This is a genomic window from Mitsuaria sp. PDC51 (genome assembly GCF_900113225.1).
Classification (GTDB): Bacteria; Pseudomonadota; Gammaproteobacteria; order Burkholderiales; family Burkholderiaceae_C; genus Roseateles.
The window spans coordinates 979475-1004744 of the sequence record NZ_FOZE01000001.1 but is presented as its reverse complement, the minus strand read 5'-3'; the positions used below and the strand labels follow the sequence as shown (position 1 = coordinate 1004744).

General features: G+C 70.8%; 20 protein-coding genes. 4 read left to right on the top strand and 16 right to left on the bottom strand.

Annotated features, from left to right (window positions below; translation table 11 throughout):
- Positions 1-79: 79 nt before the first annotated feature.
- Together BM393_RS04440 and BM393_RS04435 are read right to left on the bottom strand one after the other, a co-directional pair.
- A complete protein-coding gene (locus tag BM393_RS04440) occupies positions 80-2410 on the bottom strand; it encodes a Tex family protein (RefSeq protein WP_091722639.1) in 2331 nt (776 codons plus the stop codon).
- Positions 2411-2463: 53 nt separating this feature from the next.
- Positions 2464-4197 (bottom strand): acyl-CoA dehydrogenase family protein, encoded by a 1734-nt coding sequence (locus BM393_RS04435; protein ID WP_254783206.1) that lies wholly within the window; start codon positions 4195-4197, stop codon positions 2464-2466.
- A gap of 407 nt (positions 4198-4604) precedes the next feature.
- On the opposite strand from BM393_RS04435, the gene BM393_RS04430 reads away from it, so the two are divergent.
- The 3 genes from BM393_RS04430 to BM393_RS04420 all read left to right on the top strand — a co-directional run bounded on the left by BM393_RS04430 (position 4605) and on the right by BM393_RS04420 (position 8625).
- Positions 4605-6428, top strand: coding sequence for a M4 family metallopeptidase (locus BM393_RS04430; protein ID WP_254783205.1), 1824 nt, complete (start codon positions 4605-4607; stop codon positions 6426-6428).
- A gap of 74 nt (positions 6429-6502) precedes the next feature.
- Entirely contained in the window at positions 6503-8113 is a 1611-nt protein-coding gene (locus BM393_RS04425) for a M20/M25/M40 family metallo-hydrolase (RefSeq protein ID WP_091722632.1), read from the top strand.
- 299 nt (positions 8114-8412) lie between these two features.
- Entirely contained in the window at positions 8413-8625 is a 213-nt protein-coding gene (locus BM393_RS04420; RefSeq protein ID WP_091722629.1) for a cold-shock protein, read from the top strand.
- Positions 8626-8642: 17 nt separating this feature from the next.
- Here the strand turns inward: BM393_RS04420 and BM393_RS04415 are convergent, their stop codons facing one another.
- Positions 8643-9755: an ATP-binding protein gene (locus BM393_RS04415; RefSeq protein WP_175538185.1), complete on the bottom strand. Its 1113-nt coding sequence runs from the start codon at positions 9753-9755 to the stop codon at positions 8643-8645.
- Positions 9756-9987: 232 nt separating this feature from the next.
- Between BM393_RS04415 and BM393_RS25585 the strand changes: the two genes are divergently transcribed.
- Positions 9988-10134, top strand: coding sequence for a hypothetical protein (locus BM393_RS25585; protein ID WP_175538184.1), 147 nt, complete (start codon positions 9988-9990; stop codon positions 10132-10134).
- A gap of 179 nt (positions 10135-10313) precedes the next feature.
- Here the strand turns inward: BM393_RS25585 and BM393_RS04410 are convergent, their stop codons facing one another.
- The 13 genes from BM393_RS04410 to BM393_RS04350 form a co-directional block, all read right to left on the bottom strand.
- On the bottom strand, positions 10314-11585 hold the full coding sequence (locus BM393_RS04410; RefSeq protein WP_091722622.1) for a TIGR03862 family flavoprotein: 1272 nt from the start codon (positions 11583-11585) through the stop codon (positions 10314-10316).
- A 131-nt stretch (positions 11586-11716) separates the two neighbouring features.
- Positions 11717-13441, bottom strand: coding sequence for an ATP-binding protein (locus BM393_RS04405; RefSeq protein WP_091722618.1), 1725 nt, complete (start codon positions 13439-13441; stop codon positions 11717-11719).
- Between the two features lie 105 nt (positions 13442-13546).
- On the bottom strand, positions 13547-14440 hold the full coding sequence (locus BM393_RS04400; protein ID WP_091722613.1) for an SDR family oxidoreductase: 894 nt from the start codon (positions 14438-14440) through the stop codon (positions 13547-13549).
- Positions 14441-14491: 51 nt separating this feature from the next.
- The gene (locus tag BM393_RS04395) at positions 14492-15415 is read right to left on the bottom strand and encodes a glutathione S-transferase family protein (protein WP_091722610.1); all 924 of its coding nucleotides are present in this window, start codon (positions 15413-15415) and stop codon (positions 14492-14494) included.
- Positions 15416-15458: 43 nt separating this feature from the next.
- Positions 15459-15950 carry a GNAT family N-acetyltransferase gene (locus tag BM393_RS04390; protein ID WP_091722607.1) on the bottom strand — a complete coding sequence of 164 codons (492 nt, stop codon included), beginning with the start codon at positions 15948-15950 and terminating at the stop codon, positions 15459-15461.
- Positions 15950-16969, bottom strand: coding sequence for an NADP-dependent oxidoreductase (locus tag BM393_RS04385; RefSeq protein WP_091722604.1), 1020 nt, complete (start codon positions 16967-16969; stop codon positions 15950-15952). Before BM393_RS04385 ends, BM393_RS04390 begins: the two co-directional genes overlap by 1 nt.
- A gap of 71 nt (positions 16970-17040) precedes the next feature.
- Entirely contained in the window at positions 17041-17499 is a 459-nt protein-coding gene (locus tag BM393_RS04380; protein WP_254783204.1) for a PaaI family thioesterase, read from the bottom strand.
- A 47-nt stretch (positions 17500-17546) separates the two neighbouring features.
- The gene (locus BM393_RS04375) at positions 17547-18338 is read right to left on the bottom strand and encodes an SDR family oxidoreductase (RefSeq protein ID WP_091722601.1); all 792 of its coding nucleotides are present in this window, start codon (positions 18336-18338) and stop codon (positions 17547-17549) included.
- 119 nt (positions 18339-18457) lie between these two features.
- Positions 18458-20275 (bottom strand): acyl-CoA dehydrogenase, encoded by a 1818-nt coding sequence (locus BM393_RS04370; protein WP_404932405.1) that lies wholly within the window; start codon positions 20273-20275, stop codon positions 18458-18460.
- A 127-nt stretch (positions 20276-20402) separates the two neighbouring features.
- Positions 20403-21578, bottom strand: a complete 1176-nt coding sequence (locus tag BM393_RS04365; RefSeq protein WP_091722595.1) for an acetyl-CoA C-acyltransferase — start codon at positions 21576-21578, stop codon at positions 20403-20405.
- A 28-nt stretch (positions 21579-21606) separates the two neighbouring features.
- A complete protein-coding gene (locus BM393_RS04360; RefSeq protein WP_091722592.1) occupies positions 21607-23703 on the bottom strand; it encodes a 3-hydroxyacyl-CoA dehydrogenase NAD-binding domain-containing protein in 2097 nt (698 codons plus the stop codon).
- Positions 23704-23958: 255 nt separating this feature from the next.
- Positions 23959-24486 (bottom strand): hypothetical protein, encoded by a 528-nt coding sequence (locus BM393_RS04355; RefSeq protein WP_091722589.1) that lies wholly within the window; start codon positions 24484-24486, stop codon positions 23959-23961.
- Between the two features lie 138 nt (positions 24487-24624).
- Positions 24625-25209, bottom strand: coding sequence for a DNA replication initiation control protein YabA (locus BM393_RS04350; RefSeq protein ID WP_141225218.1), 585 nt, complete (start codon positions 25207-25209; stop codon positions 24625-24627).
- Between the last annotated feature and the right edge of the window lie 61 nt (positions 25210-25270).

The following is a 25270-nucleotide window of genomic DNA, read 5'->3' as shown; positions in this document are numbered from 1 at the left end:
GGCCGGCCCCGGCGCGGCGGGAGTCGCCACGGCGGCGGGGCCGGGGCGAACAGCGCCCGGTCTCCTCGCCCGCCGCGGATCAGCGCTTGAGCTTGGCGAAGGCCGCGGCCATGGCGCCGCCCTGCGGCTGCGCGGCCTGCTGCGGGCGACCGCCGCCCTGGCGCTCGTTGCGACCGGCGGGGCGGAAGCTGTTGTCCGCCTTCGCGCCGCCGCGCGGCGCCTGTGCGTCCAGCTTCATCGTCAGCGAGATGCGCTTGCGGGCCAGGTCGACCTCCAGCACCTTGACCTTGACGATGTCGCCGGTCTTCACGACCTCGCGGGCATCGTTGACGAACTTGTTGGCCAGTTGGCTGACGTGGACCAGGCCGTCCTGGTGCACGCCCAGATCGACGAAGGCGCCGAACTGCGCCACGTTGGACACCGTGCCCTCCAGCACCATGCCCTCCTTCAGGTCCTTGATGTCCTCGACGCCGTCGTTGAAGCGCGCGACCTTGAAGTCCGGACGCGGGTCGCGGCCGGGCTTCTCCAGCTCGCCGAGGATGTCCTTCACCGTGATCGCGCCGAAGCGCTCGTCGGCGAAGGCCTCCGGCTTGAGCGCGCGGATCACGTCGGACTTGCCCATCACGTCGGTGATCGGCCGCTGCACCTGCGCCAGGATGCGCTCGATGACCGGATAGGTCTCGGGGTGGACGCCGCTCACGTCCAGCGGGTTGTCGCCGTCGCGGATGCGCAGGAAGCCGGCCGCCTGCTCGAAGGTCTTGGGCCCCAGGCCGGTGACGTCGAGCAGTTGCTGCCGGTTGCGGAACGCGCCGTTGGCATCGCGCCAGCGCACGATGGAGGCGGCCACGCCGGCCGAGAGGCCCGACACGCGCGACAGCAGCGGCGCGGACGCGGTGTTCAGGTCGACGCCGACCGAGTTCACGCAGTCCTCGACGACCGCGTCCAGCGTGCGGGCGAGCTCGCTCTGGTTGACGTCGTGCTGGTACTGGCCGACGCCGATCGACTTCGGATCGATCTTCACCAGCTCGGCCAGCGGGTCCTGCAGGCGGCGCGCGATCGAGACCGCGCCGCGCAGCGACACGTCCAGGTCGGGCAGTTCCTTCGAAGCGAATTCCGACGCCGAGTACACCGACGCGCCAGCCTCGCTGACGACGATCTTCTCGATCACCGTCTCCGGCGACATCGACTGGATGCGCTTGATCAGGTCGGCGGCGAGCTTGTCGGTCTCGCGCGAGGCGGTGCCATTGCCGATCGCGATCAGGTTGACGCCGTGCGTGGCGCACAGCCGGCCCAGCGTGTGGATCGAGCCTTCCCAGTCGCGCTTGGGCTCGTGCGGATAGACGGTCGAGGTGTCGAGCACGCGGCCGGTGTCGCTGACCACGGCGACCTTCACGCCGGTGCGGATGCCGGGGTCCAGGCCCATCACGACGCGCTTGCCGGCCGGTGCGGCCAGCAGCAGGTCGCGCAGGTTCTCGGCGAAGACCTTGGTCGCGACCTTCTCGGCCTCCTCGCGCAGGCGGGCGAACAGGTCGCGCTCCAGGCTCAGCGACAGCTTGACCTTCCAGGTCCAGGCGACGGTCTTGCGGATCAGCTCATCGCCGGCGCGCTTGGCGTGGCTCCAGCCGAGGTGGCGCGCGATGCGGCCTTCGGCCAGCGAGGGCTGACCGGGCACCAGCTCTTCGTCCAGCGCCAGCTTGGCGTCGAGGAACTCCTGCGTGCGCCCGCGGAAGACGGCCAGCGCGCGGTGCGAGGGCACGGTGCGGATCGGCTCGGCGTAGTCGAAGTAGTCGCGGAACTTGGAGATGTCGGGGTTGTTCTCGTCCTTGCCGTCCATCAGCTTCGACTTGAACAGGCCCTCCTCCCACAGCCATTCGCGCAGCTTGCCGATCAGCACGGCGTCCTCGGCCCAGCGCTCGGACAGCAGGTCGCGCACGCCGTCCAGCACCGCGTAGGCATCGGCGAAGCCGGCATCGGGATTGAGGAAGGCCGCCGCCTCGGTCATCGGATCCAGCGACGGATCGGCGAAGAGCTTGTCGGCCAGCGGCTCCAGGCCAGCCTCGCGGGCGATCAGGCCCTTGGTGCGGCGCTTCTGCTTGTAGGGGAGGTAGAGGTCCTCGAGCTCCTGCTTGGTCGGCGCGGCCGCGATGGCGGCGGCGAGTTCCGGCGTGAGCTTGCCCTGCTCCTCGATGCTCTTGAGCACCGCCTCGCGGCGGTCCTCGAGCTCGCGCAGGTAGCTCAAGCGGGCTTCCAGCTCGCGCAACTGGATGTCGTCGAGGCCGTCGGTGGCTTCCTTGCGATAGCGGGCGATGAACGGGACGGTGGCCCCGCCGTCGAGCAGCTCCACGGCGGCGTTGACCTGGGCCGGGCGAACCTTCAGCTCGGCGGCAATCTGGAGGAGGATCTTGTCCAAAACAGCGACGGGGCCGAAGGCCCGGGAAAGCAACGAAAGCGCGCGAGTTTAGGTCACGCCGGGAAGGCCCTGTGCAGCACCGCGTCGGCATCGAGGCCGCGCAGGTCGAGCGCCCCCGCCACGGCGCCCCAGCGCGGATCGAAACGGCTCGCGATGAAGGCGTCGGCGACGAAGGCCGGCGCATGCGCCCGCAGCAGCGCCGCCTGCGCCAGCAGCACCAGCCGCGTCGCGAAGCGGCGGCCCAGCGCCTCCAGCTGGTCCGGCGGCGTGGCGAGCATCGCCCGCAGCGCGTCCAGCTCCGCGCGCGCCGGCGCGTCGTCGCGCAGCGCCTGGCCCAGCCCGTCCAGCAGCGCGAGGAAGGCCTGCGGATCGCGCGCGACGGCGCGCATCACGTCCAGGCACATCACGTTGCCGGAGCCCTCCCAGATCGAGTTGACCGGCGCCTCGCGGTAGAGCCGGCCCATCACGCCGTCGTCGATGTAGCCGTTGCCGCCGAGCACCTCCATCGCCTCGCCGGTCAGCTCGACGGCGCGCTTGCAGACCCAGAACTTCGCCGCCGGCGTCACCAGCCGCATCCAGGTGCGCTCGCCCGGATCGTCCTGGCGCTCGAAGGCCTGGGCCAGCCGCAGGCTCAGCTGCATCGCGGCCTCGCTCTCCAGCGCCAGGTCCACCAGCACCGCCCGCATCAGCGGCTGCGCCGCCAGGCGCTTGCCGAAGGCGCTGCGGTGGCGCGCGTAGTGCAGCGCCTGCACCAGCGCCTGGCGCAGCATCGCCGCGCTGCCGACGACGCAGTTCAGCCGCGTGTAGGTCGCCATCTCGATGATGGTCGGGATGCCGCGGCCCTCCTCGCCCATCAGCACGCCGTGGGCGTCCTGGAACTCGACCTCGGAGCTGCTGTTGCTGCGGTTGCCGACCTTGTCCTTGAGGCGCTGGATGTGGACCGCGTTCTTCGTGCCGTCCGGGCGCCAGCGCGGCACGAAGAAGCAGCCCGGCGCGCCGTCCGGCGTCTTGGCCACGACCAGGTGGGCGTCGCACATCGGCGCGGAGAAGAACCACTTGTGCCCGGTGAGCCGGTAGTCGGCGCCGCGGCCGCCGGCGCCCACCGGCTCGGCGCGGGTCGTGTTGGCGCGCACGTCGGAGCCGCCCTGCTTCTCCGTCATGCCCATGCCCAGCCAGATCGAGCGCTTGTCCGCCAGCGGCAGGTCGCGGCCGTCGTAGTCGGTGCTCAGGAGCTGCTCGCGCAGCGCCGCCCACAGCGCCGGCTCGCGCCGCAGCACCGGGATGCTGGCCTGCGTCATCGTCGCCGGGCAGAGCGTGCCGGCCTCGATCTGTCCGTGCAGGTAGAAGCCGGCGGCCCAGGCCGCCCAGCGGCCGGGGCGTTCGTCGCGCAGCGGCATCGCGACCAGGTCCGCCCGCCGGTAGGCGGCGAGCAGCGCATGCCAGCCGGGATCGAACTCGACGCGGTCGATGCGCCGGCCGCGCTTGTCGAAGCTCTCCAGCGTCGGCGTCACCCGGTTGATGCGCTCGGCGATGGCCTGGGTCTCGGGACGACCGAGCCAGATGGCGTACTCGGCCAGGCCCGGCACGAAGGCGTCCGCGCCGGCGCGCGCGAGCGCCTCGCGCAGCGCCGGGTCGATGGCCAGCGGCGAGTGCCCGGCCAGCTCGTCGACCTGGTTGGTGACCTCGTGGGTGCGCCAGCCCGTGGCCCCGGCGGCGGCAGCGGGACCTGCGGCGGTGGGGACATCGGGGGCGCCGGGCGCGGTGGGTGTCGTGTCCATGGGCGACATGGTGGGCGTCTCCTGCAAAAGCTGGATGGTCCCCGGTTCCTGGCGTGTCCTCTGGATCGGGGTCGCGGCGGGGGCCATCCTCGCCTATCGCGCGCACGCCAGCCACCGGCGTGCCCATCCAGCTTGTTGCAAGGGTTACACCGGATGTCAGTCCTGACAGGCCATCGCGGACGCCGGAGCCCCTACATTCGCGCAGTCGTCCGGACCAGCCACAGCAAGACCACGACCTCGGGCCCTCCGAGGCAACCGGCGACACCTCGGGACGCGGCGCCTGCCGCACCTCCAAGAACATCTGGAACGGCCTCACCACGGGCCGCGAACAGAGGGGGCCGTCCCGTTCCCACCCGAGCGAGTCCGGCCATTTCTTCGGGAGATCTCACCGATCCATCACGTAAGAAAGAGGCGATATGACACAGGCATTCATCCAGCGTTTCCTGCGCGTCAGCATCATGGCCGCCGCGGCTACCGCCGCCTGCCAGGCCCTGGCGGCGGATCGCGTCCTGCTCGACGACCAGTCCCCGGTGAACACCACGATGCGCGCGTCGAGCGCTCCCCAGAACGCGGGCACCGCGCTGGGACTCGCGGCCAGCGATCTGCAGGCCGTGCGCAGCCAGACCTACCCCAGCGGCAAGGTCGTCACCCGTCACCAGCAGTACCACCAGGGCGTGCCCGTCTGGGGCGAAGGCGTCGTGGAGCACCGCGACACCAACGCCGGCACCTCGCGCTACTCCGGCAGCCTGCTGACCAACATCCAGCAGGACCTGAACACGGTGCAGCCCGGCCTGACCGCGCAGGGCGCGCTGGCCCAGGCCAAGGGCGCCGTCAACGCGGTGCTGACCGAGAACGAGCAGTCCAAGCTGTACGTCCGGCTCAACGCCAACGGCAAGGCGCAGCTGTTCTACCTGGTGTCCTTCATGCGGCATGACCGCCAGGAGCCCAGCCGCCCGCACTTCATGATCGACGCCACCACCGGCGCGGTGCTGGAGCGCTGGGAAGGCCTGGCCCACCGTGACGCCACCGGCCCCGGCGGCAACACCAAGACCGGCCGCTACGAATACGGCACCGACTACCCGGCGCTGCAGGTCACCGACACCTGCCAGATGAACTCCGGCAACGTGATCACGGTCAACCTCAACGGCAGCACCAGCGCCAGCAACACGCCCTTCCAGTTCACCTGCTCGCGCAACGAGTACAAGCAGATCAACGGCGCCTACTCGCCGCTGAACGATGCCCACTTCTTCGGCAACGTGATCTTCAACATGTACCGGGACTGGTTCAACCTGCGGCCGCTGACCGGCACCCTGTACATGCGGGTCCACTACGGCAGCAACTACGAGAACGCGTTCTGGGACGGCACGGCGATGAGCTTCGGCGACGGCCGCACCACCTTCTACCCGCTGGTCTCGCTGGACGTGTCGGCGCACGAGGTGAGCCACGGCTTCACCGAGCAGAACTCGGGCCTGGTGTACTCCGGCCAGTCCGGCGGCATGAACGAGGCCTTCTCCGACATGGCCGGCGAAGCCGCCGAGTACTACCGCAACAACGGCAGCAACGACTGGCTGGTGGGCGCGCAGATCTTCAAGGGCAGCGGCGCGCTGCGCTACTTCGACGATCCCACGCGCGACGGCAGCTCCATCGGCCATGCGTCCAACTACCGCAGCGGCATGGACGTGCACTACTCGAGCGGCGTCTACAACCGCGCGTTCTACCTGCTGGCCAACAAGCCGGGCTGGAACACGCGCAAGGCCTTCGAGGTCATGGTCGACGCCAACCGCCTGTACTGGACCGCCAACAGCACCTTCAACCAGGGTGCCTGCGGCGTGGAGAAGGCGGCCACCGACCGCGGCTACGCGATGGCCGACGTGACGGCGGCCTTCGCCACCGTGGGGGTGAGCTGCAGCGGCACCACGCCGCCGCCGACCGCGACGCCGCTGACCAGCGGCGTGCCGGTGACCGGCATCTCGCTGGCCAAGGGCGCGACCAAGCTGTACAGCATCGCCGTGCCGGCGGGCCGCACGACGCTGACGATCAAGCTCTCGGGCGGATCGGGCGATGGCGACCTGTACGTCAAGCGCGGTTCCGCGCCGACCACCACCAGCTACGACAAGCGCTCGATCGGCTCGACCAATGCCGAGACCATCACCTTCTCGTCGCCGACGGCGGGCACCTACTACGTGCTGCTGAGCGCGTACGCGACGGTGACGAGCACCTCGCTGGTCGCCACCTACTGATCCCCGCCTGAACCGACTCCGGCGCGCCGCCTTCGTGCGGCGCGCCGGCTTCGCCATTCCTGGAGAAACCATCCATGCGTCAGTTCTTCATCCTCAGCGCGCTGTGCGTCGGCATGGCCGCGCTCACGCCGGCCCATGCGGGCGAGAAGGTCTGGATCAGCCTCGGCGACGCCGCGCTGGCCCAGCTGCAGAAACACCGTCCGGCCGCGCGCGCGGTCGCCAGCGTCCAGGCCGATGCGGCGCAGGACGGCTCGGCGCTCGCGGCCGCCAGCGCCTCCGCCTCCGCGCGCGCCGTGCGCAACGAGGGCCTGCACCTGGTCGAGGTCGACGAGGACGTGCTCGCCTCGCTGAGCCACTCGATCCACGAGGAGCTCAAGCGCTGCGGCGGCTACATGTACCACCCGACACGGGAGGCGGGCCTGGCCTCGCTGCAGCGCCACAGCACGCCGGTGGGCGCGCAGCGGCTGGCGGCGGCGCTGGTGGCCTCGCGGCCCAGCTACGTGATCGACCAGCAGTCGGTCGTCACGCCCATCCTGTCGCAGATGCAGGCCAGCAACATCGGGCAGACCATCGTCGACCTGTCCGCCAACACCAACCGCTACTACACCAGCAGCAGCGGCGTCGCCGCCTCGAACTGGCTGCGGCAGAAGTGGACGACGCTGGCCGGCGGCCGCGCCGACATCAGCGTCGAGCAGTTCAGCCATCCGAACTGGGCGCAGAAGTCGGTGATCGCCACCATCCAGGGCACCGACAACGGCAGCGAGGTCATCGTGATGGGCGCGCACCTGGACTCGATCAACCAGTCCGGCGGCTCGGGCGAGACCATGCGCGCGCCCGGCGCGGACGACGACGCCTCCGGCGTGGCCAGCCTGACCGAGGTGCTGCGCGCCCTGGTGCAGGCCAACTACAAGCCGCGCCGCACCATCAAGTTCATGGCCTACGCCGCCGAGGAGGTCGGCCTGCGCGGCTCGCAGGAGATCGCCAACAGCTTCGCCGCGGCCGGCGTCAACGTGGTGGGCGTGCTGCAGCTGGACATGACCAACTACAAGGGCGCGGCCAACGACATCTACCTGTTCAGCGATTACACCGACAGCGGGCAGAACACCTTCCTGTCCAACGTGATCGCGACCTACCTGCCGACGCTGCGGGTGGGGACCGACCGCTGCGGCTACGCCTGCTCGGACCATGCGTCGTGGAATGCCAAGGGCTACTTCGCGAGCATGCCCTTCGAGGCCGGCATGAGCAGTTCCAACCCCTACATCCACACCGCCAACGACACCTACGCCAACATGGGCAGCCAGGCCGACCATGCGCTGAAGTTCGCGCGCATGGCCGCGGCCTATGCGGTGGAGCTGGGCAGCGACGGGCCGGGCACGCCGCCGCCGGTGGACCGGACGGAGAACTTCAGCGGCAGCCTGACGCGCGGCCAGAGCCGCAGCTTCGGGCCGTTCAAGGTGGCCAGCGGCGGCGCGCTCGCGGCCAGCACCACCGGCACCGGCGACATCGACCTGTACGTGCGCAAGGGCGCGGTGCCGACGACGTCCAGCTACACCTGCAAGTCGGACGGGTCCAGCTCGACCGAAGGTTGCAGCGTCACGATGACGGCCAACGGCGATGTCTACGTGCTGGTCTACGGCTACTCGGCGGGCAACTACCAGCTGAAGGTGACCTACCGGCCGCAGTGAGGCGCGACGCGCTCCAGCGGTGATCCGGCGGCGATCCGTCGCCGATCTCGGCGTCACGGGCGGCCGGCCGGTGCGACTTTGCACCGGCCGGCCGTCAGCCGCGCGTGCTAGAGTGCCGCGATAGATTCGCGCAAGGCCTTTCTTCAGAGGTCTTCTTCCGCAGCCCCGCCGGTCCTCCCGGATCCCGCGCGCGTGGCCTGCCCAGCATTCCCCCCGCTGACGGTTCTTGAGTGTGTCTGTCCCGGCGCGCGCCCGCGTGCCGGGTATCTCCGTTCATCTTCTTCAAAAAAGGAAACACCATGACGACCAAGACCGGCACCGTGAAGTGGTTCAGCGACGACAAGGGCTTCGGCTTCATCACCCCGACCGACGGCTCCAAGGACCTGTTCGCCCACCACAGCGAGATCCAGAGCTCCGGCGGCTTCCGCACCCTCGCCGAAGGCGCGAAGGTCGAGTTCGAGCCGAAGGACGGCCCCAAGGGCCCGCAAGCCTCCAACATCCGCGTGATCTGAGCGGACCGCGCCGTCCCTCAGGACGGCTGCGCGGGCAGCTCGATGCGGAACTCGGTGCCCGCGGCACCGGTCTCCACCACGATGCGCCCGCCGTGTGCCTCGACGATCACGCGGCACACGAAGAGCCCCAGGCCCATGTTGCCCGCGGCGGGCGCCTGCGCCCCACCGCGCACCAGCGGCTCGAACAGCCCGGCCCGGACCTCGTCCGGGATCGGCGCGCCTTCATTGCGCACCGACAGATGGCGCCACGCGCCACGCGCCTCGGTGCGCACGACGATGGGCCGGCCCACGGCCCCATGCTCCACCGCATTGCGCAGCAGGTTGGCGATGACCCGCGCCAGCCGGTCGCCATCCCACCAGCCTTCATCCGACGTCTCCAGCACGGCATCGACCGTGATGCCTGGATAGGCGCCGCGCACCTCGTCGATCGCGGCTGAGGCCAGTGCGCCCAGGCGCTGCGGCGCGCGCCGCAGCAGCAGTTCCGCGTCGAGCTGGCTGCGCGCGTAGTCCTGGATGTCGTCCAGCATGTGCGCCATGCGCCGGGCAGCGGCGGTGATGCGTGCGGCCATCTTCTGGGTCGTCGACGCCGAGACCGGCGCGCGCGCCAGCAGCTCGCTGCTCATGGCGATGGCGTCGAGGGGATTGCGCAGGTCGTGGCCCAGGATCGCGAGGAACAGGTCGCGCGCCCGCTCCTCGTCGCGCCGCTTCTGCTCGAGCGCCTCGGACAGCGCCCGCAGCGTGTCGCGCTGGCGCAGCAGCGCACGCAGGTTGGCGATCAGCACCTCGTCGTCGACCGGCCGCGTCAGGTACGCATCCGCGCCGCCTTGCAGGCCGCGGACCTGGTCGTCCTCGGCGATGTAGACGCCGGATACCAGCACGATGGGCACACCCACGCCGGCCTCCGCCGCGCGAAGCTGGCGACAGACCTCGTAGCCGCTGATGTCGGGCAGCAGGACGTCGAGGATGATCGCGTCCACGCTGGTCGCCAGCCGCAGCGCCGCGGTCCCGTCGGCGGCCTCGATGACGGCGAAGCCGGCCAGCTCCAGCCGACGCCGGAGCGCGTAGCGATGCGAGTGATCGTCGTCGACGAGCAGGACGGTGCGTCCGCCCGTCGCTGGTGCTGCGTCCATGCCATCCTCCCTGGCGGCGCCTGGACTGCCCGCGCCAGCGGGTCGCGCCGAGCGCAGAGGGTAACGCAAAGCGCTAACGCCTCGGCAGCCGGCGGCGCGTCGCGTCGCGCGCGAGGCCCGCGCGGACCGGCCTTGGCGGTAGTAGAGTGCGCCGGTCGCCGCGGCCCGGCCTGCCTGCGTGCGCGGCGACGATCGCAGAACGACAACGACCGCTGAAGAAGGAGCCCACGACATGCCAAAAGGCGAGCAACGCAACGACAAGGCCAACAAGAAGCCCAAGAAGGACACCGGCGCCCCCCGGGAGACGTCCTCCGACCGTCCGGTCGCGCCCGTCACGTCCGTGATGCCCAAGGGCAAGCTGAAGAACAAGGCGGGCTGAGGCCGCCTCGGGCCCGTCCAAGGCCCACCTCGGGCCCGCCCACGGCTGGCGGGCCAGGACCCGGGCGGGCAGCACGCTTCCCCGCGTGCCGTCCACGCCACACGGCGGCCCGGTGGCTGACCCGTCCGCTCGGCAACCCGGCGGACAGAGGGGCTCGGCGCCCCTTCAGCCGCCGACGATCACGCCCCGTTAGCCAGGAACGCGGCGGCGCCCTCGCCCGCGACGACGCCGCTGGCCATCGACGCCGTCAGCAGGTAGCCGCCGGTCGGAGCCTCCCAGTCCAGCATCTCGCCGGCGAGGAACACGCCGGGACGGGTCTTCAGCATCAGCCGCTGGTCCAGCGACTCCAGCGTCACGCCGCCCGCGGTGCTGATGGCCTCGGCCACCGGGCGCGCCGCCACCAGGCGCAGCGGCAGCGCCTTGAGCGTGCGCGCCAGCACCGCCGCGTCGGCGTAGGCCTCCTTCGTCAGCACCTCGTGCAGCAGGCCGGCCTTCAGGCCCTCGATGTTCAGCCGGCTCTTCAGGTGCGAGGACATCGAGCGCGATCCGCGCGGATGGGCGACCTGCTCCGCCACCCAGGCCGCGTCGCGGCCGGGCAGCAGGTCGAGCTGGACGAGCGCCTCGCCATCGCGCGCGATGCGCTCGCGCAGCAACGCGGATGCGGCATAAACGAGCGAGCCTTCGATGCCGGAAGCGGTCACCACGAACTCGCCCTGGCGCGAGAAGCGCTGGCCGTCCACACCCTCGGCGCTCAGCGCGACCGGCTTGACCGGCTGGCCCGCGAAGCGCTCGGCGAAGAACGGCGACCAGCCGCTCGCCGCACCCTCGCGCGGCGCGCCGAGGTCGAAGCCGCAGTTGGCGGCGCGCAGCGGCGCCACCGCCGCACCGGCTTGCGCCAGCAGCGGCGCCCATTGGCCGTCCGAGCCCAGCTGGGGCCAGGACGCGCCGCCCAGCGCCAGCACGACCGCATCGGCGGTCGCGGTCGATTCACCGTCCGGCGAGCGCAGGCGCACCCCGCCGGCCTCGTCCCAGCCGAGCCAGCGATGCCGCATGTGGAAGCGCACGCCCTGCCCGCGCAGCCGCGACAGCCAGGCGCGCAGCAGCGGCGCGGCCTTCATGTCCTTGGGAAAGACGCGCCCCGAGCTGCCGACGAAGGTCTCGACGCCGAGTCCCTGCGTCCAGGCCCGCAGCGCCTCGCCGTCGAAGCGGTCGAGCCAGGCGGCGACGCCGGCCTGGCGTTCGTAGTAGCGGGTGTCGAAGTCGGGCCGCGCTTCCGAGTGGGTCAGGTTGAGCCCGCCCTTGCCCGCGAGCAGGAACTTGCGGCCGACGGACGCCATGGCGTCGTAGAGGTCGACCGACACGCCGGCGAGCGCCAGGCGTTCCGCGGCCATCAGGCCGGCGGGGCCGCCGCCGATGACGATGGCGCGGCGGGGAGAGGAAGTATTGGGCATGGTCGGGAGGGTACTGCGCAGGGCGCGCAGTGTGCCAGACCACGCCGGTGAGGCGATGCCGCGATCCGCAAATGTCGCCATGCGGCGGCGAGGTGGCGCGATGGCGCCGTGGTGCGGTGGTGCGGACGTTGTCAGGCCACGCCCGGCACCGCCGGCAGCTCCAGCGTGAACCGCGATCCCTTCCCGCTCTCGCTGTCGACCAGGATGCGCCCGCCCATCCGGTCCATCAGCTGCTTGCAGATGACCAGCCCGATGCCATGGCCGGGCTGCTCCTCGCGCCCGAGCCGGTTGAACGGCTGGAAGAGCTGCGCCCGCTGCTCGACGCTCAGGCCGATGCCGTTGTCCACCACCTCGATGCGGAAGCCGCGTGGCTCCGCGCTGGCGCGCACCTGGACCCAGCCGCCGCGCCGGTTGTACTTGATCGCGTTGGAGATCAGGTTGTGCAGCACCTGCTCGAGCCGGATGGGATCGGCCTGGACCATCGGCAGCGTGCGGTCCTCCTCCGGCGTCAGGCCGATCCGCAGGTCCACGCCCGCGGCCTGCGCCGCCGGCTGCGCCAGCTCCACCACCCGCCGCAGCAGCGGCCCGGCCTGCAGCGGCAGCGACTGCACGGTCAGCGTGTTCGCCTCGACCCGCGACAGCGTCATCATGTCCTCGATCAGCACCAGCAGGTGCTTGGCCGCCTCGTCGATGTGCCGCAGCCGCGCGCGCTGCGTCTCGTCGAGCGGCCGCTGCGGATCGTGCGCCAGCAGCTGGCTGAAGCCCAGCACCGCGTTGAGCGGCGTGCGCAGCTCATGGCTGGCCTGGGAGAGGAACTCGCTCTTGGTGCGGCTGGTCACCTCGGCCAGCTCGCGGGCCCGGTCGGCGTCCTGCAGCCGCATGCGCTCGCCGAGCTCGCGCTGCAGCAGCTCGCCGCGCAGCCGCACCTGGCGCTGCAACGCGCGGTTCCAGAGCAGCGTGAGGCCCAGCCCGAGCAGCACCAGCGCCAGCGCGACCCCGCCGCCCCACAGCGCCCGGCGCTGCCAGCGCATCGCCGCCGTGTCCTGCGTGATCCAGCGGTCCGCGATCGCCTGCCGCTCGTCGTCGCCGATGCGCGTCAGCGCCTTGTCCAGGATGCGGCCCAGCATCGGCCAATCGCGCCGGTAGCCGATGCCCAGCCCGTAGGCGAAGCCGATGTCCTCCACCACCCGCAGGTTGCCGATGCCGTCGCGCCGCATCAGGTAGGTCGCGCCGGCCAGGTCCATCACCGCGGCGCCGACCTCGCCGCCGGCCAGCCGGCGCAGCACGGTACGGTCGTCGATCTCCACCTGCAGCGGATTGGTCGCGTAGCGGTCACGCAGGAACTCCGCCACCGCGTAGCCGCGCGCCACCGCCACCGGCTCGCCGGGCCGCAGCGGATCGCCGCTCGCGCCGGCGCGCCGCAGCAGCACCGCCGGCACCGTGATGTAGGGCCGCGTGAAGCCGAAGCGCTGCGCCCGCTCGGGCGTCTCGCGCATCGACATCTGCACGTCGAGCTCGCCGCTGGCCAGGTCGTCCAGGTTCTCGGCGAAGGTCTGCGGCGGCTGGAACTCGAAACGCAGCCCGGTCAGCTCCGACAGGCGCCGCGCGTAGTCCAGCGACAGGCCGGTGATGCGCCCGTCCTCATCGACGTAGGTGAAGGGGCCGTAGCTCGCCGAGCCGCCCACGCGCAGCACCGGATGCTGCGCCACCCAGGCGCGTTCCTCGGCGGTGAGCCAGTCGCGCGGGTCGGCATGGCCCTGCCCCGCCAGCGCCAGCCACGCCGCGACCACCACCGCCAGCATCGGCAGCAGGCGCGGCAGCGCGCGCAGGCATCGGGGAAGGAAATGCGGGACCACGGGCGGATTGTGGGCCCGGCCTCTTCGCCGCAGGGCCGCGGCGCTCCCGCATCCAGGGGTGGTCCCTGTCAGATCTGTCAGGGGCCGTTCGGGCTGCCCAGGCCCTCAGCCGCGCAACGACTCCCGCAGCCGCGCGCCGATCTCCGGCTTGTCCTGGAACGGGTCGGTCGGATTGCGCAGCTGCATCACGTCCTCCAGCCGCGTCTGCACGGCCTTGAGCGCCTGCGGGTGGCTGAAGATGTAGAAGCGCTCCTCGTCCATGGCCTCGAACACCATGCGCGCCACGTCCGCCGCCGTCAGCTTGCCGGCGCTGACCGCCTTGTCGGTCATCGCCTGCGAGATCAGCTGGCTGCGGGTGGGCTTGTCGGCGCCCAGCTCGCCCGGCCGGTTGCGGTGGCTCTGCGTGATGCCGGTCGGCACGAAGTAGGGGCACAGCACCGAGGCGCGCACCTGGTCGGTGACCAGCGCCAGGTCCTGGTACAGCGTCTCGCTGAGCGACACCACCGCGTGCTTGGACACGTTGTAGACGCCCATGTTGGGCGGATTCAGCATGCCGGCCATCGACGCCGTGTTGACGATGTGCCCCTGCCAGGCCGGGTCCTTGGCGGCGGCGGCCAGCATCATCGGCGTGAACAGGCGCACGCCGTGCACCACGCCCATCAGGTTGACGCCCAGGACCCAGTCCCAGTCCGACAGCGCGTTCTCCCAGATCAACCCGCCGGAGCCGACGCCGGCGTTGTTGAACACGAAATTCGGCGCGCCGAAACGCTCCTGCACCGCGGCGGCCAGCGCCTCCATCTGGTCGGCCTTGGCGACGTCCACGCGCCGCGCCAGCACCGGATGGGCCGCGAACTCCGACGCGGCCTTGTCGAGCGCGTCCTGCTGCACGTCGCACAGCACCAGGTTCATGCCACGGGCCGCCGCCAGGCGCGCGACCTCCAGGCCGAAGCCTGAGCCCGCGCCGGTGATCACCGCCGTCTTGCCTTGGTAGTCCTTCATGCGCTTGTCTCCTTCGGAATGGTTGTGAGGTCGCCGACCGGGCCGAACGGGCTACGCCTGCTTCAGCGTGTAGCGGATGCGCGGGAAGTGCACCTGCACGCGGCCGGCGCGCTCGTCCTCGCGCGCCACCGTCACCGTGCGGCAGCTCAGGCCGACCAGCGTGCCGGCGACCGCGTCGCGGGCGTAGTCGTAGGGCGTGACGGTCACCGGCTGGCCCGCTTCGAAGCCCAACCCGGGCTCGACCTGCATCGGCTGCGGCCGCGAGGTCCGCGCCAGCGCGATCGCCTCCGCGCCGTCGAGCTTGCCGGCCCGCTCGCCATGGCCGATCGCGGCCACGCGGCCCATCCAGGCGCGCAGGGCCTCATGCGGCGCCAGGATGTCGGCGAGCGGCCCGGTCCTGGTGACGAACCAGAGCGGGTGGTAGACGCTCAGGTCGGCGATGCACGGCGCGTCGCCGAGCAGCCAGGGCCGGCCGTCGGCCAGCATCTGCGACAGCCAGCCCAGGTACTGCGTCAGCGCGGCGCCGGCGTCGGCACCTCGCACCTGGGGCATGCCCTCGCTCATCGCCTTGCGGTCGGCGACGAACAGCTTGAGCATGTCCGGCGGCGCCCCGGCGAACAGCGCCGTCGCGCCAGCCGGCTGCATCGCATAGGGCAGCGCGGTCCAGAACAGGTCGGTGTCGGCCCACTGCGCCAGCATGCGCGCCTGGCCGGCCACCGCGGCCGGGAACAGACTGGGCGACGGCTGCCGCGCCTCCAGCACCTCGGCGATCAGCGCCGTGTCGCAGTAGATGTCGGCGCCGACCTGGAGGAAGGGCGTGCGGCGATAGCCGCCGGTCAGCGCCACCACGTCGGGCTTGGGCAGCATCATCGGCACCGTCACCGACTGCCAGGCCAGGCCCTTCAGGCCCAGCATCAAGCGCGCCTTCTCGGCGAACGGGGAGCTGCTGTAGTGATGCAGGATCAGATCGCTCATGGGAACACTCCTCGGTCAGGGGGTGCGGCCGCGTCAGCCCGCGTCAGGCGGCGGCGTCGCGGCGCATGTCGACGTGGGGAATCCCGTCCTCGTCATAGACGTCCGAGATCGCATGGAAGCCGAAGCTGCCGTAGAAGTCGCGCAGGTGGGCCTGGGCGCCGAGCTCGATCGGCCGGCCCGGCCACAGCCGCTGGCACTCGGCCACCGCCTGGCTCATCAGCGCCCGGCCCAGGCCGCCGCCGCGCGCCGTCTGCGCGGTGATCACGCGACCGATGCGCGCGCTGCCGTTGCCGATCTCCGGCGGCAGCAGGCGCGCGTAGGCGACGAGCACCTCGGCGCCATTGATGCCATCAGCGCCATCAGCGCCCGCGGCCAGCCCCTGCAGGTGCCAGGCGTGCTCGTCGAGCCCGTCCGGATCGAGGTAGACGCAACGCTGCTCGATGACGAACACCTCCGAGCGCAGGCGCAGCGCGCGGTACAGGCCGCGCGTGCCCAGCTCGTCGAAGGACTGGCAGATCCAGCGCGGCCCAGCCATCAGATCAGCTTCACCAGCTGCTTGCCGAAGTTGCGGCCCTTGAGCAGGCCCAGGAAGGCCTCGGGCGCGCTGTCCAGGCCCTGCGCGACGCTCTCGCGGTACTTGAGCTTGCCGGTGGCCACCAGGGTGCCAAGCTCCTTGAGCGCCTCGGGCCAGACGGCCATGTGCTCGGAGACGATGAAGCCCTCGATCTTCATCCGGTTCACCAGGATCAGCTGCGGCGCGCTCATCGGGATCGGCTCGCCGTTGTAGCCGGCGATCATGCCGCACATGGCGACGCGGCTGAACGGGTTGGCGCGGTGCATCACGGCGTCGAGGATCATGCCGCCGACGTTCTCGAAGTAGCCGTCGATGCCGTCCGGGCACTCCCCCTTCAGCGCGGCGGACAGCGACTTCACGTCGCCATGCTGCTTGTAGTCGATGCAGGCGTCGAAGCCGAGTTCCTCGACGACATAGCGGCACTTGTCCGCGCCGCCGGCGATGCCGACCGCGCGCGCGCCGCGGACCTTGGCCAGCTGGCCGACCGCGCCGCCCACCGCGCCGCTGGCGGCGCTGACGACGACGGTCTCGCCCGGCTTCGGATCGATGATCTTCACCAGCCCGTACCAGCCGGTCACGCCGGGCATGCCGACCGCGCCCAGGTAGGCCGACAGCGGCACGTGGGTCGTGTCCACCTTCTGCAGCACGCCGCGCTGGTTGGCGTCGACCAGCTGGTACTCCTGCCAGCCGCCCATGCCCACGACCTTGTCGCCCACCGCGAAGTGCGCGTTGCGGGATTCAACGACCTCGCCGACGGTGCCGCCGATCATCACCTCGCCCAGCGGCTGCGGCGTCGCGTAGCTCTTGCCCTCGTTCATGCGGCCGCGCATGTAGGGATCCAGGCTGAGGTAATGGTTGCGCACCAGCACCTGGCCGTCGGCCACGGTCGGCACCGGCGTGCTGACCAGCTTGAAGTTGTCGGTGCCGGGTTCACCGGTGGGGCGGGAGGCCAGCAGGATCTGGCGGTTCGTCGTGCTCATGCGTTTCTCCTCGTGAGCGGGAAATCGGAAGGGGTCGGTTGAACGGGGATCGCCGCCGGGCCGTCGGGCGCTCAGCCCTCGGTGCGCTGCAGCGCCTTGAGGCTGCGGCCCTTGCCGGGCAGCGCCTTGAGGTACTTGAAGGTGCCGGTGGAATGGGCGCAGAGCCGGCCGTCCTCGCCGTAGACCGAGCCGTCGCAGAAGGCCATCGTCGTCGAGCGGTGCAGCAGCCGGCCCACCGCGCGCAGCGCGCCCTCGCCGGGGCGCATGAAGCTGGTCTTCATCTCCACCGTCACCACGCCGGGGCCGAAGCCCGGCTGGTCGCGGTGGGCGCTGCGCGCCGCATGGGCCATGGCCACGTCCAGCAGCGTCATCAGCACGCCGCCGTGCGCCACCTCCCACGAGTTCAGGTGGAGCTCGCGGATGTCGACCCGCAGCTCCGCCTCACCCTCGTCGATGCGCACGAGCTCGAAGCCCAGCTGCTGGACGAAGGGGATGTGGACGGGAAATTTCAGCGGCGGCTCTTCAGTCACGACAACCTCGAATCACAGCGCGCGATGCGCGTAGGGGGCGGAGCCATTCAGCTGCCGTGGACGGCGGAGACGCCACCGTCGACGGCGAGGATCTGCCCGGTGATGTGCTTTCCGGCGCGGCTCGCGAACAGCAGGGCGGCGCCCTTGAGGTCCTCATCATCGCCGATGCGCTTGAGCGGCGCGTGCTCGGCGAGCTTGTCCTCGCCGATCGCGGCCATCAGGCCCTTGGTCATCTTGCTCGGGAAGAAGCCCGGCGCCAGCGCGTTGACGGTGATGCCGTGCACGCCCCACTCGCCGGCCAGCGCGCGGGTGAAGTTCACCGCCGCGCCCTTGCTGGTGTTGTAGGCGATGGTCTTCATCATCCCGCTGTTGCCGCCCAGGCCCGCGATCGAGGCCACGTTGATGATGCGGCCCGACTTGCGCGGGATCATGCTGCGCCGCGCCACTTCCTGGCTCATCACGAACAGGCTGCGGATGTTCAGGTCCATCACCTTGTCCCAGGCCTCGACCGGATGGTCCTCGGCCGGCGCGCCCCAGGTGGCGCCGGCGTTGTTCACGAGGATGTCGATCTTGCCGAGCCTGGCCATCGTCTGCTCGACGATGCCGCGCGCCTGCGCCTCATCGGACGCGTCGGCGGCGATCCATTGCGCGTCGATGCCGCGCGCCTTCAGGTGCGCCGCGGCCTCCTCGAGGTCGGCCGCCTTGCGCGAGCTCAGCATCAGCGTCGCGCCGGCCTCGCCCAGCGCCTCGGCGATCTGCAAACCCAGCCCGCGCGAGCCACCGGTCACCAGCGCCACCTGGCCGCTCAGGTCGAAGAGGTCCTGCACCTTGCTGCTCATCGTCGTCTCCTTGATGTCTTGATGTCGTTGATGTCGTCGTCGATGTCGATGTCGATGTCGTCGTCGATGTCGTCGTTGATCTCGTCGTTGATTGCCCGGCCGGTCACCGGCGTCGGCGCTCAGAACCAGGCGTCGCGCATCTCGCGCGTGAGCGCCTCGCGCCGCGCGACCACGCCCAGCCAGGCCGTGACCTTGGGCAATTCGTAGGCAAAGAAGTAGCGCTGCGCGGCGCGCTTGCCCTGGGCGAAGTCGTCGTCCCGCCCTTCGAGCGCGAGCACCACGTCCAGCCAGATCCACGCCAGCACGGTGTGGCCGAAGGCCTGCAGGTAGGGCGTGGCATTGGCCAGCGCCTCCTCCGGCTCGCCGGTGGACCAGGCCTTCTTGGTCGCGCCGCCGACCGCGGCCAGCGCCGCGCCGAGTTCATTGGCGGCCTCCGCCAGCCCCGGCACCTGGCCGGCGCGCTGCGCGGTGTCGCTGATGCGCGTGGCCAGCGCCATCAGCGCCTGGCCGCCGTCCATCACCACCTTGCGGCCCAGCAGGTCCAGCGCCTGGATGCCGTGCGTGCCCTCATGGATCATGTTCAGGCGGTTGTCGCGCCAGTACTGCTCCACCGGGAAGTCGCGGGTGTAGCCATAGCCGCCCAGCACCTGGATCGCCAGCGAGTTGGCCTCCAGGCACCACTCGCTGGGCCAGCTCTTGGCGATGGGGATGAGCACCTCCAGCAGCCGCTTCGCGGCCGCGGACTCGTCGGCGCTGCCGGTGTGCTGCTCGTCGACGAGACGCGCGCAAAACAGCTCCAGCGCCAGCCCGCCCTCGACATAGCTCTTCTGCGCCAGCAGCATGCGCTTGACGTCGGCGTGCTCGATGATCGGCCGCTGCGGCTGCGCCGCGTCCTTGCCGGCCGCGGTCATCGGCCGGCCCTGCGGGCGCTGGCGCGCGTAATCGAGGCTGGCCTCGTAGCCGGCATAGCCCAGCATCACCGCGCCGAGGCCGACGCCGATGCGGGCCTCATTCATCATGTGGAACATGCAGCGCAGGCCCTCGCCCGGCTGGCCGACGAGGTAACCGATCGCGCCGCGCCGACCGCCCGGCGTGTGGCGGCCCTCGCCGAAGTTGAGCAGGCAGTTCGTCGTGCCGCGATAGCCGAGCTTGTGGTTCAGGCCCGCGAGCGTCACGTCGTTGCGCTCGCCGGTCAGGCGGGCGTCCGTGTCGACGAGGTGCTTGGGCACGATGAACAGCGAGATGCCCTTGGTCCCCGGCAGCGGCTTGCCATCGGGCCCGGGGATCTTCGCGAGCACCAGGTGGACGATGTTCTCGGTGAGCTCGTGCTCGCCGCCGGAGATCCACATCTTGTTGCCGGTCAGCCGGTAGCGCGGTCCCAGCGGATCGGCCTGGAAGCCGTCGCCATCGGGCTCGGCGCGCGTCGCGACGTCGGACAGCGACGAGCCGGCCTGCGGCTCCGACAGGCACATGGTGCCGAACCAGCGCCCGCTGAACTCGTTCATCGCGAAGACCTCGCGCTGCGCCGGCGTGCCGTGCGCCATCAGCAGATTGGCGTTGCCGTTGGTGAGCATCGCGTAGCCGCCCATGGCCACGCTGGCCTTGCTGAAGAAGCAGTTGGCGGCCATCTCGACGACGCAGGGAAGCTGCATGCCGCCGTGCTCGTAATCCTGCGCGGCGGCCAGCATGCCGGACCCGACATAGGCCGCGAGCGCCTCGTGCGTCGCTGCGGGCAGATGAACGCGCTCGCCGTCGAAGCGCGGCTCCTCGGTGTCGGCGAGGCGGTTGAACGGCGCGAACTTCTCGCGGGCGATCTTCTCGCAGGTGTCGAGCACCGCATCGAAGGTCTCCCGCGAATGCTCCGAGAAGCGCTCGCGAGCCGACAGTCGGTCGACCTTCAGCCAGTGGTACAGCAGGAAGTCCAGGGTCTGGCGCATGAGCACCTCACGAAGGAGGCGGGGCGCAGCCCGCCGACATCTCAAGCGGAGCCCGGGGATCCGGCTCTGCCGGGCCCTCGGGCTCGCCCCCTGAGGGGGCCGGCGTCAGCCGGTAGGGGGGTGCTCGTCAGAGCACTTCAAAGACCCCCGCGGCGCCCATGCCGCCGCCGATGCACATCGTCACGCAGACGCGCTTGGCGCCGCGGCGCTTGCCCTCGATCAGCGCATGGCCGGTCAGGCGCTGGCCCGACACGCCGTAGGGATGGCCGATCGCGATCGCGCCGCCGTTGACGTTGAGCCGGTCCATCGGGATGCCCAGCTTGTCCGCGCAGTACAGCACCTGCACGGCGAAGGCCTCGTTGAGCTCCCACAGATCGATGTCGGAGACCTTCAAGCCCAGGCGCGCCAGCACCTTGGGCACGGCGAAGACGGGGCCGATGCCCATCTCGTCGGGCTCGCAGCCCGCCACCGCGAAGCCCAGGAAGCGGCCCAGCGGCTTGAGGCCCTTCTTCGACGCATAGGACTCGCTGACGATCGCGCAGGCGCCGGCGCCGTCGCTGAACTGGCTGGCATTGCCCGCGGTGACCACGCCGCCGGGCAGCGCGGTGCGGATGTCCTTGATGCTCTCGTAGGTCGTGCCCACCCGCAGGCCCTCGTCGACGGAGACGGTGACCTCGCGGGTCATCATCCCGCGCACCTTGTCGGCGACGCCGGCCATCACGGTGATCGGCACGATCTCGGCGTTGAACAGGCCTTCGGCCTGCGCGGCGCAGGCGCGCTGCTGCGAGGCCGCGCCGTAGCGGTCCATGCGCTCCTTGGGGATCTTGTAGCGCTGCGCGACGTTCTCGGCCGTCTGCAGCATGGACCAGTAGATCTCGGGCTTGTGCGCCGACAGCCAGCTCTCATGGCCCATGTGGCGGTTGGCCTCGTTCTGCACGCAGGAGATGCTCTCCACGCCGCCGGCCACGAACACCTCGCCCTCGCCCGCGATGATGCGCTGCGACGCGGTCGCGATGGTCTGCAGGCCGCTGGAGCAGAACCGGTTGATGGTCTGTCCGGACACGGTCACCGGCAGGCCGGCACGCAGCGCGATCTGGCGCGCGATGTTGCCGCCGGTGGCGCCTTCGGGCGTGGCGCAGCCCATCAGCACGTCCTCGACCTCGCCGCCCTCGATGCCGGCGCGTTCCAGCGCGGCGCGGACCACATGGCCGCCCAGGGTCGCGCCGTGGGTCATGTTGAAGGACCCCTTCCAGCTCTTGGCGAGCGGGGTGCGGGCCGTGGAAACGATCAATGCCTTGCTCATTCTGTTGCTCCTGTTCGCGTCCGCGGGGTCAGTCGTTGAAGCCCTTGCCCTGGTCGGCCAGGCGCTTGAGCAGCGGAGCCGGTTCCCAGAACTTCGCGTCGTCATGCGGGTTGCGCGCGAAACGCTTCATCGCCTGCACGACGTTGTAGAGACCGACCGTGTCGGCGTAGCACATCGGACCGCCGCGCCACAGCGGGAAGCCGTAGCCGGTGAGGTAGACCATGTCGATGTCGGAGGCGCGCAGCGCGATGCCCTCCTCCAGGATGCGCGCGCCTTCGTTGACCAGCGCGTAGACCAGGCGGTGCACGATCTCCTCGTCGCTGATCTTGCGCGGCGTGATGCCCAGCGCCGAGCGGTGCATGTCGATCATCTCCAGCACGGTCTTCGACGGGATCGCGTCGCGCTTGCCCGGCAGGTAGTCGTACCAGCCGGCGCCGGTCTTCTGGCCGAAGCGGCCCATCTCGCACAGCAGGTCGGCGGTCTTGGAGTAGCGCAGGTCCGGCTTCTCCTGATAGCGGCGCTTGCGGATGTACCAGCCCACGTCGTTGCCGGCCAGGTCGCCCATGCGGAACGGACCCATCGCGAAGCCGAAGCGCTCCATCGCCTTGTCGACCTGCTGCGGCGTGCAGCCCTCCTCGAGCAGGAAGCCGGCCTGGCGGCTGTACTGCTCGATCATGCGGTTGCCGATGAAGCCGTCGCACACGCCCGACACGACGCAGGTCTTGCGGATCTTCTTGCCCAGCGCCATCACCGTGGCCAGCACGTCCTTGGCGGTGGCCGCGCCGCGCACCACCTCCAGCAGCTTCATCACGTTGGCCGGGCTGAAGAAGTGGGTGCCGATGACGTCCTGCGGCCGCTTCGTGAAGCCGGCGATCTTGTCCACGTCCAGCGTCGAGGTGTTGGAGGCCAGGATCGCGCCGGGCTTCATCACCTCGTCGAGCTGGCGGAAGACCTGCTCCTTGACGGCGATGTCCTCGAAGACGGCTTCGATGACCAGGTCGGCCGAGCCGATGTCGGCGTAGTTCAGCGTCGTGCCCAGCAGCGCCATGCGCTGCGCGTAGCGGTCTTCCTTGAGCTTGCCCTTCCTGACCTGCGCCTCGTAGTTCTTGCGGATGGTGGCGATGCCGCGGTCCAGCGCCTCCTGCTTCATCTCCAGGACCACGACCGGGATGCCGGCGTTGAGGAAGTTCATCGCGATGCCGCCGCCCATCGTGCCGGCGCCGATGATGGCCACCTTGTCGACGCGGCGCAGCGGCGTGTCCTCGGGCACGTCGGGGATCTTGGAGGCGGCGCGCTCGGCGAAGAAGGCATGGCGCAGCGCCTTGGACTCGGGCGTCAGCATCAGCTGCTGGAAGGCCTCGCGCTCGGCGCGCATGCCGTCTTCGAACTTCATCGACACCGCGTTGGCCACGGTCTCCACGCACTGCAGCGGCGCCGGGAAGTTCTTGGACATCGCGCCGACGGTGTTGCGCGCGAACTGGAAGTAGGCCTGCGCCTCGGGATGCTGCGCCTTGATGTCGCGCACGCGCGGCAGCGGGCGCTTGTCGGCGATCTCCATCGCGAACTGGACGGCGCCGTCGATCAGGTCGCCGTCGATGAGCTTCTGGAACAGCACCTGGCCGGGCACCTGCGCGAGCTGCTCGCTGGCCACCGGCTCGCCGCTGACGATCATGTTGAGCGCGGGCTCGACGCCCAGCGCGCGCGGCAGGCGCTGCGTGCCGCCGGCACCGGGCAGCAGGCCCAGCTTGACCTCGGGCAGCGCGATCTTGGCGCCGGGCGCGGTGACGCGGTAGTGGCAGCCCAGCGCCAGCTCCAGGCCGCCACCCATGGCGACGCTGTGGATCGCGGCGACGACCGGCTTGGTGCAGGACTCGACACGGGTGATCAGCGAGCCCAGGTTGGGCTCGGCCAGCGCCTTGGGCGAGCCGAACTCGCGGATGTCGGCGCCGCCGGAGAAGGCCTTGCCGGCGCCGGTGATGACGATGGCCTTGATGGCGGGATCGTTCTCGGCCTGCTCGACGCCCTCGGCGACCGCCAGCCGCGTGGCATGGCCCAGGCCGTTGACCGGCGGATTGTTGAGCGTGATCACCGCGACCTGGCCGCGGACTTCGTAGCTGGCACCCATGTGTGTTCCTTCCAGTGGGGGGAAACGCATCGCCGCCGGTCGGGGGTCTCCTCGGACACCGGGACGAAAAGAACGATCGTTCGATTCTAGGCAGCGCCGACGCGCGCCGCTTGTCTCTGCTGTGACAGGGCGCTACGGGAGAAGTGCGGAGGTGGGGTGTCGCGCAGGTGGCGCGTGGATCGAGCGGATCGCGCGAATCGCGTGGATCGCGCGTGGGGATGGCGCCGGCGCGGCCGCCCGCTCAGAACGGCTTGCTCAGAACGGCTTGTCGAGCTGCGTCGGCATGAAGCCGCGCGAATGGGGGCCGTCGTCGTCCTGGATCTCGGTGCGGGCGAAGCCGCCCTCGGCGGCCCGCTCGCGGGCGCGTTCCTGGCGCTCCAGCGCCGCGTCGACGCTGGCGACCGTCGGCACGGGCGCACGCGGCTTCTCGATCGGACGGAAGCCCGCCAGCGGCGCGGGGCCGCTCACCGGCACGCCGGCCTCCAGCGGGAGGATCGATTCAGGGCCGTCGACCGACTCGCCGGACGCCGCGGCCTGGGCCGCCTTGCGGCGCAGGCGCTCGGCGACCATGCGCAGTTCACCCAGCTCCATCTGCTGGCGCTCGATCTGGCGGCGCGCCTGCGTGGTCTGTTCATTGAGCAGCAGCCGCGAGGACTCGATGCGATCGATCAGGCGCCGCGCGCGCTTGAGCTTGCTCCACCACCACGCGCTCGCGAGCGCGCCCCCGACGGCCATTCCGGCCAGCGTCCCGACGACGACCATCCAAGGCTGCACCGCGCTCATGGCCGGCTCCCCGTTCTTGTTTCCTGGCGGCCAATGTAGTGCGGCCCCGGGGTCGCTGTCGCGCCCGGAGCCACCCGGATCAGGGGACGCGGCAACGCCGCGCGGGACACCTACGTCGGGGGGAGGACGGTGTCGGGATCAGGGTTCGGGATGGGGCTGCGTCGGCAGGAAGCCGAACGGGATCGGCGGCAGCGTGGGCGTGGGTGTCACCGGCGTCGCACGCTGCATCGGCCGCTCCACCGGCCGCTCCATCGGCTCGGTGGGACTGAAGCCCCCGGCGGCGGCGCGCTCACGGGCACGCTCGAAGCGCTCGGCATGCGTGAGCGGGGGGGCCGAGGCAGTCGCCGCCGCATCCGACGCCACGTCCGCCACCGCGTTTGGGCGTGCCACGGCGCCCACGGACAGCGGCGCATGCGCGCTGATCGGCGCCAGCACCGAGTCGCCGCTGTCGATGGGCAACGGACGGCTCGCCGCGAACTGCGTCTTTCGCCGCATGTGCTCCATCGTGAGGCGAAGCTCCAGCATCTCCATCTGCAGCTTCTCGATCTGCCGGCGCGCCTGGCCGACCTGCTCCTCGATCTGCCGGCGCGAGGCCTGCAGCTGATCGATCAGCGCCCGGGCCGTCCGCAGCTTGCGTCCCCACCATGCGCTCGCGACCGCCGCCCCCACTCCCGCGCCGGCCAGAGCGCCGGCCGCCAGCATCCAAGGCTGCAACAAGTTCATGGAGGGATCCCGCTCGTGTGATTCGCGCCGTCACTGTAGGGCGGCAGGCGCGCGAAGCCTT